The 9,941-nt window shown below is 72.8% G+C and carries 5 protein-coding genes and 2 pseudogenes; 5 read left to right on the forward strand and 2 right to left on the reverse strand.

Annotation, left to right across the window (positions count from 1 at the left end):
• Window positions 1-2,420, reverse strand: a pseudogene (locus tag G6R25_RS17590) (phosphoketolase family protein); the annotation flags it as partial.
• A gap of 342 nt (window positions 2,421-2,762) precedes the next feature.
• On the opposite strand from G6R25_RS17590, the gene G6R25_RS17595 reads away from it, so the two are divergent.
• The 5 genes and pseudogenes from G6R25_RS17595 to G6R25_RS27665 all read left to right on the forward strand — a co-directional run bounded on the left by G6R25_RS17595 (window position 2,763) and on the right by G6R25_RS27665 (window position 9,299).
• The gene (locus G6R25_RS17595; protein WP_163553865.1) at window positions 2,763-4,337 is read left to right on the forward strand and encodes a bifunctional aminoglycoside phosphotransferase/ATP-binding protein; all 1,575 of its coding nucleotides are present in this window, start codon (window positions 2,763-2,765) and stop codon (window positions 4,335-4,337) included.
• Between the two features lie 373 nt (window positions 4,338-4,710).
• Window positions 4,711-5,604: pseudogene (locus G6R25_RS31770) on the forward strand (HAD-IC family P-type ATPase); the annotation flags it as partial.
• Between the two features lie 103 nt (window positions 5,605-5,707).
• Window positions 5,708-7,078 carry a hemerythrin domain-containing protein gene (locus G6R25_RS31775; RefSeq protein WP_205447204.1) on the forward strand — a complete coding sequence of 457 codons (1,371 nt, stop codon included), beginning with the start codon at window positions 5,708-5,710 and terminating at the stop codon, window positions 7,076-7,078.
• Entirely contained in the window at window positions 6,982-8,505 is a 1,524-nt protein-coding gene (locus G6R25_RS17605) for a PEP/pyruvate-binding domain-containing protein (protein WP_235948882.1), read from the forward strand. The genes G6R25_RS31775 and G6R25_RS17605 overlap by 97 nt, the downstream gene beginning before the upstream one ends.
• The gene (locus tag G6R25_RS27665; RefSeq protein WP_235948887.1) at window positions 8,430-9,299 is read left to right on the forward strand and encodes a putative PEP-binding protein; all 870 of its coding nucleotides are present in this window, start codon (window positions 8,430-8,432) and stop codon (window positions 9,297-9,299) included. The genes G6R25_RS17605 and G6R25_RS27665 overlap by 76 nt, the downstream gene beginning before the upstream one ends.
• Window positions 9,300-9,361: 62 nt before the next feature.
• Here G6R25_RS27665 and G6R25_RS17610 read toward each other — a convergent pair whose 3' ends face one another.
• The gene (locus tag G6R25_RS17610) at window positions 9,362-9,811 is read right to left on the reverse strand and encodes an Hsp20/alpha crystallin family protein (protein ID WP_136449493.1); all 450 of its coding nucleotides are present in this window, start codon (window positions 9,809-9,811) and stop codon (window positions 9,362-9,364) included.
• Window positions 9,812-9,941: the final 130 nt, after the last annotated feature.

The following is a 9,941-nucleotide window of genomic DNA, read 5'->3' on the forward strand; positions in this document are numbered from 1 at the left end:
GGTCGGCTGGGGGTCGTCCCAGGTCCAGTCGCGGATCTCGGGCAGGTCCTCCAGATGGTTGCGAATGTAGTCGTGGTGGCGGCTGAGCTGAGTTTCGCAATGGGTGACGAGCCGGTCGGTGCCGGGATGGGTGGTGCGGGCGAACTCGATGGCGAGGCGAGCGAGGTGGTAACGACTGACCTCGTTGCGGACGAGCATGTCGAACGGGGTGGTCGTGGTGCCCTGCTCGATGAAGCCGCGGACGTGGAAACGCTGGGGGTTGCGCCGGCGGTGCAGGAGCTGGTGAACGCCCCGGCTGTAGCCGTGGAATCCGACGACGACGTCGGTCTCGTCGGTGAACAGGGCCCGGAACATTGGGTTGGAGAAGCCGTGCGGATGCAGGTCGCTGCGCAGCAGGGCCATCAGGTCGATCACGTTGACGACACGGATGGAAAGGCTGGGCACGAACTGGCGTAGCAGCTGGGCGGCGGCGAGGATCTCCATGGTGGGAACGTCGCCGATGCCGACGAGAACGATGTCGGGATCGCGGCCGAGCTGGGATTCGGTGCCGGCCCAGTCCCAGACGGAGCCCCGCCGCGGGCGGCGTGCTCGTCGGCCTCGGCGACGGTGAGGTACTGCAGATGCGGCTGCTTGTCGGCGACGAGCAGGTTGACGTGGTCACGGCTGCGCAGGCAGTGGTCGGCGACGGACAGCAGGCTGTTGGCGTCCGGCGGCAGCCAGATCCGGATGACCCCGGGGGACAGCGGCACCACGGTGTCGATGAGGCTGGGTGCCTGGTGGGAGAAGCCGTTGTAGTCGTTGCGCCAGCAGGTGCTGGTCAGCAGCACGTTGAGGCTGGGGACTGGCTCCCGCCAGCCAAGCTTGGCCCCTTCCTGCAGCCACTTCGTGTGCTGGACGAGCATCGAGGCGGACACCATGGCGAACGCCTCGTAGGTGGCGAACAGGCCGTGGCGGCCGGTGAGCGTGTAGGCCTCCAGCCAGCCCTGGCACAGATGCTCGGAGAGCACCTCCATGACCCGCCCCGAGGGGGAGACCCGGTCGTCGTGCGGGTCGATGGGGGCGACCATGCAGCGGTCGGTCACCTCCAGGATGGCGCCGAGCCGGTTACTGGTGAGCTCGTCGGGGCTGAACACCCGGAAGGTCGTCGGGTTGTCGCGGTAGACGTCGCGCAGCAGCTCGCCGAGCGGCCGGGTCGTCTCGTAGAAGCCGCGGCCGCGGTGGCGCGGGTCGATGTCCAGGGTGTAGGCGCGCCAGTCGGGCAGGTGCAGCGGTTCGGTGCGCCGGCCGCCGTTGGCGTAGCTCGTGGCCCCCAGCCGCTTGTCCCCGGCCGGGGCGAGCGCGGCGAGCTCGGCGGCGAGCCGGCCCTCGGCGTCGAACAGCCGCTCGGGTCGGTAGGACCGCAGCCACGCGTCGAGCTGGGCCAGGTGCTCCGGGTTGTCGCGGACCGCGGTGAGGGGCACCTGGTGGGCGCGGAAGGTGCCCTCCACCTGCACGCCGTCGACCTCGTGCGGACCGGTCCATCCCTTCGGGGTGCGCAGCACGATCATCGGCCAGGTCGGGGTGTCGGTGACCGTACCGCCGGGGCGGCGGGCGGCGTGCTGGATGCGTCGGATCGTCTGGTGGGCCGTGGTGAGGGCGGTGGCGAAGTCCCGGTGGACCTGGTGGACGTCGGAGCCTTCGACCCACAGGACCTCGTAACCGTGGCCGGCGAGGTAAGCGGTCACCTGGTCGCGGCTGCGGCGGCCGAGCACGGTGGGGTTCGCGATCTTGTACTGGTTGAGGTTCAGGATGGGCAGGACCGCGCCGTCCCGGGCCGGGTTGAGGAAGGTGATGCCCTTCCAACTGCCCTCCAGCGGGCCGGTCTCGGCCTCCCCGTCGCCGACGACGGCGGCGACCAGCAGGTCGGGGTGGTCGAACGCGGCCCCGAAGGCGTGCACCAGGGCGTAGCCGAGCTCGCCGCCCTCGTGGATCGACCCCGGCGTCGGCACGCTGACGTGGCTGGGGATCCCGCCCGGGGTGGAGAACTGCTCGACCAGCCTGGTCAGCCCGGCGGTGTCCGCGGACACCCGCGGGTAGATCTCGGAGTAGGTGCCTTCCAGGTAGGTGTTCGCGACCAGTGCCGGGCCGCCGTGCCCGGGGCCCGCCACGTACAGCACGTCCTGGCCGGTCAGGCCGACCAGCCGGTTGAGATGCGCGTACACCAGGTTCAGCGCCGGTGACGTCCCCCAGTGGCCGAGCAGCCGCGGCTTGATGTGTTCGGGGCGCAGCGGTTCCCGCAGCAGGGGGTTGGCCCGCAGGTAGATCTGCGCGACCGTCAGGTAGTTGGCAGCGTTCCAGTAGGCGATCAGCTGGTCCAGCGACGGTTCGTCCAGCTCCGGAACCGGACGGCCGAGGCCGTCGACGTCCACCGTGGCAGTCATGGTGCCAAGACTCTCACTCGTCCGGCCCACCACATACAGGTGTCCGATTTCGTGGTCGCCGGTGGGCCCGCTGGGCGTGGCCGGTGGTCTCGGTGGCCGTCGGGTTCGTGCCGTGGCTGGCCGGGCAGGTCCAGGGAGGTCCGGTCGAGCTGGGAAGGTTGGCCGTTGGAGGTCCGAAAGGCCCGCGGCCAGGTGCCTTCCGGCATTCGTCGCCGAGATGTGCCACGGGCAGGATGACGTTGCCCACATCCGTGGGGGACACGGGTCGGCTCCAGGAGCCTGCCGGTCCGGGATCCTTCGGGACGGCCCTGGATCCTTCGGGACAAGAACGGGAGACGATCGATGTCCGGTCAGGACCAGGTACTGACGTCAGCTCAGAGCGCGACCCCGGCCACCGCGGACCCGCTGCCCTCGTCGATCCCGTCGATCCCGCCGGTATCCGCCGCGGCCGGGCAGCCGTCCCGCCCCGGGGCCGGCCACCTGGACACGGTCGAGACCCACACGGCCACGTTGTTCTTCGTCGGAGACCGGGTCTACAAGATCAAGAAGCCGGTCAACCTCGGCTTCGTCGACTACCGCACCCGCCAGGCCCGGCTCGCCGCCTGCGAGGCCGAGGTGAGGCTCAACCGGCGCCTGGCCCCCGACGTGTACCTCGGCATCGGTGACATCCGTGACGCGGCTGGAACTCTGCACGACCACATGGTCGTGATGCGTCGGTTGCCCGACGAGCGACGGCTGTCGTCGCTGGTAATCTCCGGGGCCCGGGTGCAGCCGCAGCTGCGGGCGATCGCCCGCCGGCTGGCGGTGTTCCACGAGCAGTGCCAGACCTCGCCCGAGATCGCCCGAGCGGGCGGTCTCGCCGCACTGCAGGCGCTGTGGCTCGAAGGCATGATGGGCGTTGAGCCGTTCCGTGACCTGCTGGACGGCGAGGTCGTCGATGAGATCGGCCGGCTCGCCCTGCGCTACCTGGACGGCCGGGCGGCCCTGTTCGCCGAGCGGCAGCGGGCGGGCCGCGTCCGCGACGGCCACGGCGACCTGCTCGCCGAGGACGTCTTCTGCCTGGACGACGGCCCCCGCATCCTCGACTGCCTGGAGTTCGACCAGCGGTTGCGGGTCGGGGACGTGCTCGGCGACGTCGCCTTCCTCGCGATGGATCTCGAACGGCTCGGCCATCCCGAGGCGGCGCGGTACTTCCTGGACGCCTACCGGGAGTTTTCCGGCGAGACCCATCCGGCCTCCCTGGAGCATCTCTACATCGCCTACCGGGCCTTCGTCCGGGCCAAGGTCGCCGGCATCCGTGACCACCAGGGGGAGCCGGGCGCGGCCGACGCCGCCCGCGAGCTGGCCGCGATGGCCCTGCGTCACCTGCGCCGCGGCCGGGTCCGGCTGGTCCTGGTCGGCGGCCTTCCCGGAACCGGCAAGTCGACCCTGTCCCAGGGGCTGGCCGACGGTGCGGACGGCTGGGTGCGGATCGGATCTGACGCGGTGCGCAAGGGGCTGGCGGGGCTGGCCGCAGAGCAGCCCGCGGCCGACGCGTTCGGTGCGGGGCTGTACGGTCCGCAGCCGACCGAGGCGACGTACTCGGAGCTGATGCAACGCGCCCGGACGGCCCTGGAACGGGGGGAGAGCGTGGTGCTCGACGCCTCCTGGACCTCCGGCGCGCACCGGCAGCTCGCGGCCCGGATCGCCACCGAGACCGACGCCGATCTGGTGGAACTGTGCTGCGTGGCGCCGCGGGAGGTGGCGGCCGCACGGATCGCGCGCCGCGCCGCCCTCGGCGGCGACGCCTCCGACGCCTCGATCGCCGTCCACGCCGCGATGGCGGTCCGCAACGACCCGTGGCCGACTGCTCACGAGGTGCCCACGACCGGTCCGGTCGATGATGCGATGCGGGCTGTGCGGGCCCTCGTCGCCTGACCGGCCCGTCAATCACCCCCCGCCGGCACCACGACGATGGGTAATGATCATGGGTGGAGAATCTTCTCGGGAATCTGCCGCGGCGGCCGACGCACAACCGGGCGTGGTCGGCGGCCGGGCCTGGTCGACCCCGGGCCGGCGGGCGGCTCTGCTCGTCGGCCTGGCGGCTGGCGCCGTCGCGTGGTTCGTGGACCAGACCCGCATCAGTGCGGTGACCTGGGCCGTGGCCGCGGGGATCGCGCTGGTCCCGGCGGTCGGCAGCGTCGTCGCGGGGCTGCGTGAGCGCAAGGCCGGCGTTGACGTGATCGCCGTGCTGGCCCTGGTCGGGACCGTTGCCGTCGGCGAGTACCTGGCCGGCGCGGTGGTGGCGGTCATGCTGGCGACCGGTCGGCTGTTGGAGGCCGCGGCGGGCGAGCGCGCCGAGCGGGCCCTGCGCCAGCTCCAGGCTGCCGCGCCCCGCAGTGCCCGGCGTCGGGACGGCACCGAGCTGCACACGGTCGGGGTCGCGGAGATCGTCGTGGCCGACCTGCTGGTCGTCGGCGCGGGAGAGGTGGTCCCGGTCGACGGCCGGGTCGAGCGCGACACGGCCGTGGTCGACGAGTCGACCCTCACCGGGGAGCCGGTGTCCGTGACGAAGCGTGCGGGCGACGCCGCCCGGTCCGGGACCGTCAACGCGGGCGGCCCGTTCGAGCTGCGCGCGACCACGACGGCCGAGGACAGCGCGTATGCCGGCATCGTCCGGCTGGTCGAGTCCGCCCGCGCGGACTCGGCGGGCTCCGTCCGGATGGCGGACCGCTACGCCCTCGCCTTCGTCCCGGCGGCGATCCTGCTGGCGGCCCTCGCCTGGGCGCTGTCCGGGCAGGCGGACCGGGCGGTGGCCGTCCTGGTCGTGGCCACTCCATGCCCGCTGATTCTCGCCGTGCCCATCGCGATCGTCTCCGGGCTGTCCCGGGCCGCCCGGCGTGGGGTGATCATCAAGGGTGGTGGTGCCCTCGAGGCGCTGGGCCGGGCCGACACCGTGCTCTTCGACAAGACGGGCACCCTCACCGTGGGCCGCCCGACCGTCACGGACATCGTCACGGACTCGGCGGCGGGCAGCGCCGGGGGTCCGGCCCCTGCCGAGCTGGTCCGCCTGGCCGCCTCCCTGGACCAGGTCTCGCCGCACGTGCTGGCCGCGGCGCTGGTCCGCGAGGCGCGGGAGCGAGATCTGTCGCTCACCATGCCGGCGGACGTCGTCGAGGAGCCCGGCACCGGGATCCGCGGCAGGGTGGCCGGCCACCTGGTCGCGGTCGGCACCGCCGCCTGGGCCGGGGCCGCTGCTGGGGGCGCGCACGGTCCGCCGGCGGTGCGCGTTCGACGGATCGACGGCGGTGTTCGTCGGCGTCGACGGGCGGCTCGCGGGTGCGCTGCTGCTGGACGACCCGCCCCGCCCGGACGCGCCACGGATGATCAACCGGTTGCGCGGCGCCGGGGTGCGCCGGATCGTCATGGTCACGGGTGACCGGGCCGAGGTCGCCGAGTCGGTCGGGGCCGGGCTCGGTGTCGACGAGGTGATCGCCGAATGCACACCGGCCGACAAGCTCGCCGCGGTCCGGGCCGAGGGCCGCATCGCGAGCACCGTCATGGTCGGGGACGGTGTCAACGACGCGCCGGCCCTCGCCGCGGCGACGGTCGGGGTGGCGATGGCCGCGCGCGGAACCACGGCGTCCTCAGAGGCCGCGGACGTCGTCCTGACCGTCGACCGACTGGACCGGCTGGCCGAGGCGATGGCGATCGCCACGCGCTCGCGGGTCATCGCCCGCCAGAGCGTCCTGCTGGGGATGGGCCTGTCGCTGGCCGCCATGATCGTAGCGGCGTTCGGCGCCCTGGCCCCGGCGCCGGGGGCGCTGCTGCAGGAGAGCATCGACGTCGCCGCCATCGGCAACGCGCTGCGCGCGCTGCGGCCGGGCCGGGACCGGCCGGTGGCCCTGCACGGCGAGCAGGCGGCGATGTCCGAGCGGTTCGCCACCGAACACCACCATCTGCGCCCCGGGCCGGACCTGCTGCGGGCCGCCGCGGCGGTGGATGACGACGCCGAACCGGCCGAGATCCTGCGCCGGGCCGGTGCGGTCTACCGGTTCTGCGCCGACGAGCTGCTGCCGCACGAGGACGCCGAGGACAACCTGCTCTACCCGGTGCTGACGGACCTGCTCGGGGGCAGCGAGTCGACCGCCCTGATGAGCCGGGCGCACCTGGAGATCCACCATCTCGTCCGCCGGCTTGGCCGGCTGCTTGATGAGCTCGGACCGGCCGACCTCGACCGGGACGACGTCCGTGACCTGCGCCAGCTGCTCTACGGACTGTACGCGGTCCTCCGCCTACACTTCGCGCAGGAGGAGGAGAGGACTACTTCTCGCTGGCGGACGTCCCGCCGCTCCCGCCGGCGGGCCAGGGAGTGCCGGCCTGACCGGACGGGACCTTTGGCGTGCCCGGAAAGGTCCTCATTACCGCCGGTGCGTGCCCCGGGAGGGATGCTGGCACCGGCCGTGACTCCGGATCATTCAGTCAGTCTCCGGAGCACGTCGACCAGGGCGCGGCGAGCATCCCGTCCGCCGCGTCCCGGAGACCGCCAGGATGACCGGCACAGGAGGAGACGGCAATGGTCATGGACACGCGGACGCGAGCGATCGTCTGGTTCGACGAGCTGGGCGCGGCGGACACCGCGATCGCCGGCGGGAAGGGCGCGAACCTGGGGGAACTGACCGCGGCGGGATTCCCCGTGCCGCCCGGGTTCGTCATCCCGGCGGCGGCCTACCTGGACGAGATGGAACGGTCCGGGGCTCGGGCCGAGCTTGCCCGGGACCTCGCCGGCGCCGACCCCGCTGATGGCGGCGCGCTGGCCGCGCGCTCCCGCCGCCTGCGCGACCTCGTCGGCAGCGTCACTATCGGCCCCGACCTGCGTGCGCAGGTCGTGGACGCCTACCGCCGGCTCGGCGGCGGTTTCGTGGCTGTCCGCTCGTCGGCGACGAGCGAGGACACCGCGGGCACCTCCTTCGCGGGGATGAACGCGACGTTCACCAACATCCGCGGTGAGGACGAGCTGGTCGACGCGGTCCGCCGCTGCTGGGCGTCGCTGTTCGGCGAGCGGGTCATGACCTACCGGAACAGTCGGGGGGTCCGGGACGAACCCGCGATCGCCGTCGTCGTCCAGCGCATGATCAACGCCGATCGCTCCGCGGTGGCGTTCAGCGCCGACCCGGTAACCGGGGACACCGGCCGGATCGTGATCGAGGCGGCGTTCGGGCTCGGCGAGGTCGTCGTCGGGGGGCAGATCGTGCCGGACACGTACGTGGTGGACAAGGCCGGGCCGCGGATCGCCGAGGTGCGGATCGGCGTGCAGAACCATCAGATCGTCCGCGGCCCCGACGGCGCCGACCAGCGGCTCGTCCTCGAGCCCGGCAAGGGCGGCGCGCGGGTGCTGGGCGACGACGAGATCCTCGCCCTCGCCGCTCTGGTCGACCGGGTGCAGGAGCACTACGGCGAGCCCCAGGACACCGAGTGGGCGATCGAGGGTGGCCGCAGCTACCTCGTTCAGTCCCGGCCGATCACCACGCTGCGCGGCGCGGACCGGACCGAGCCCGGCGCCCCCGGACGGTCCGCGGCCGGGCAGTCCGCGGACAGCGCCGCGGGGCCGCTGGTCAGCGGCCTCGGTGCCGCGCCAGGGACGGCCGGTGGGCTCGTCCGGGTGCTGGTGTCTCCGGACGAGGGCGGCACGCTGCGCGACGGTGAGATCCTCGTCGCCTCCATGACCTCCCCGGACTGGGTCCCGACGATCCGGCGGGCCGCAGCGGTGGTCACCGACAGCGGCGGCGTGACCTGTCACGCGGCCATCGTCAGCCGGGAGCTGGGCGTCCCCTGCGTGGTGGGCACCCGCAACGCGACCAGCGTGCTGCGCACCGGCCAGCCGGTGACGGTCGACGGCGGCCGCGGGGCGGCCTCGCGCCAAGCGAGCCACGCCGGCCGGGCACGGCGGTGGCCACCACCCGGGAGCTTGTCGCACCGGCCGCGGCCGAGCCGCCGGTCACGGCGACCAGGCTGTACGTCAACCTGGCCATCGCCGAGCGGGCCGAGCAGGTCGTGGCCCTGCCCGTCGACGGCGTCGGCCTGCTGCGCGCCGAGTTCCTCCTGACCGAGGCGCTCGGCGGAACGCACCCGAAGCGGCTGCTCGCCGACGGCGGCCGAGCCGAGTTCGTGGCCCGGATGACCAGCGGCCTCACCCGGATCGTGCGCGCCTTCTCGCCGCGCCCGGTCATCTACCGGGCCACCGACTTCCGGACGAACGAGTTCCGCGGGCTGCGCGGCGGTGCGGCGTTCGAGCCCGCCGAGGCGAACCCCATGATCGGCTACCGCGGCTGCTACCGCTACGTCCGGGAGCCGGAACTGTTCGCCCTGGAACTGGAGGTGCTCGCGGAGGTCCGCCAGAGCACCCCCAACCTGCACCTGATGATCCCGTTCGTGCGCACGCGCTGGGAGCTGGAGGCCGTCGACACGAGCCCGCTCGGCGGCGACCGCCAGCTGCATCGCTGGGTGATGGCCGAGGTGCCCTGGGTAGCCTACTGGATCCCGGCCTACGCGGCGATGGGCATCGACGGGGTCTCGATCGGCTCCAACGACCTCACGCAGCTCGTGCTGGGCGTGGACCGGGACTCCGAGACCTGCGCGGAGCTGTTCGACGAGTCCGACCCCGCCGTGCTCGACACCATCACGCGCATCATCGACGCGTGCGCCGCGGTCGGGATCACCTCGTCGTTGTGCGGGCAGGCGCCGTCGAACCACCCCGAGTTCGCCGAGCACCTCGTCCGGGCCGGAATCACCTCGATCTCGGTGAACCCGGACGCGGTGGAGCCGGCGCGCCACGTGCTCGCGGCGGCCGAACGTCAACTGCTGCTCGAGGCGGCGCGCCGCGACCTCGCGCGACGCTGAGGGAACCGTGGCCGGCCGCTCAGGAGGCCGGCCCCGTGGCCGGCCCCCCCGGCCGGGGTGGGTCAGCCGCGCTGCACCTCGACCTTGCGGGTCGCGGCCTTGGCCTGCCGGTCGTCGACCGGCACCCTGATCTCGAGGATGCCGTCCTTGTAAGTCGCGACGACCTGGTCGTCCTTCGTGCCCGCCGGCAGCGGCAGGCTTCGGGAGAACGATCCGTACCGGAACTCCGACCGGTAGCCGCCGTCCGTCTTCTCGGTCTTCTCCTCGTGCCGCTCTGCCCGCACCGACAGGACGCCTTCGGCGACGGTGATCTCGACGTCGCGGGCCGGGTCGATACCGGGCATCTCCGCCCGGACGACGTGCGTTCCCGCCTCGGTCGTCTCCTCCACGCGAATCAAGTCGTCCCGCAGCCCGACGAGCCGCTGGGCCAGTACTCTGCCCTCCTCGGACCACGGCCAGCCGAGTCCGGGAAATGTTGCCTGATGCCGGTCACGATGGGCGATACCCGTCATGGAAACCATCCTCCTTGCGTCGGTCGCTCGCTTTCCATGGTGCCGCCGCCGCGTCCCTTCAGGTGCCCCCAGGGAGCCTTTCCCGGTAACGTTTCGTCGCTTTGCGTGACATCAATGTGGTGTTGGTGTG

This window comes from Candidatus Frankia alpina (assembly GCF_902806485.1).
GTDB classification, from domain to species: Bacteria; Actinomycetota; Actinomycetes; order Frankiales; family Frankiaceae; genus Frankia; species Frankia alpina.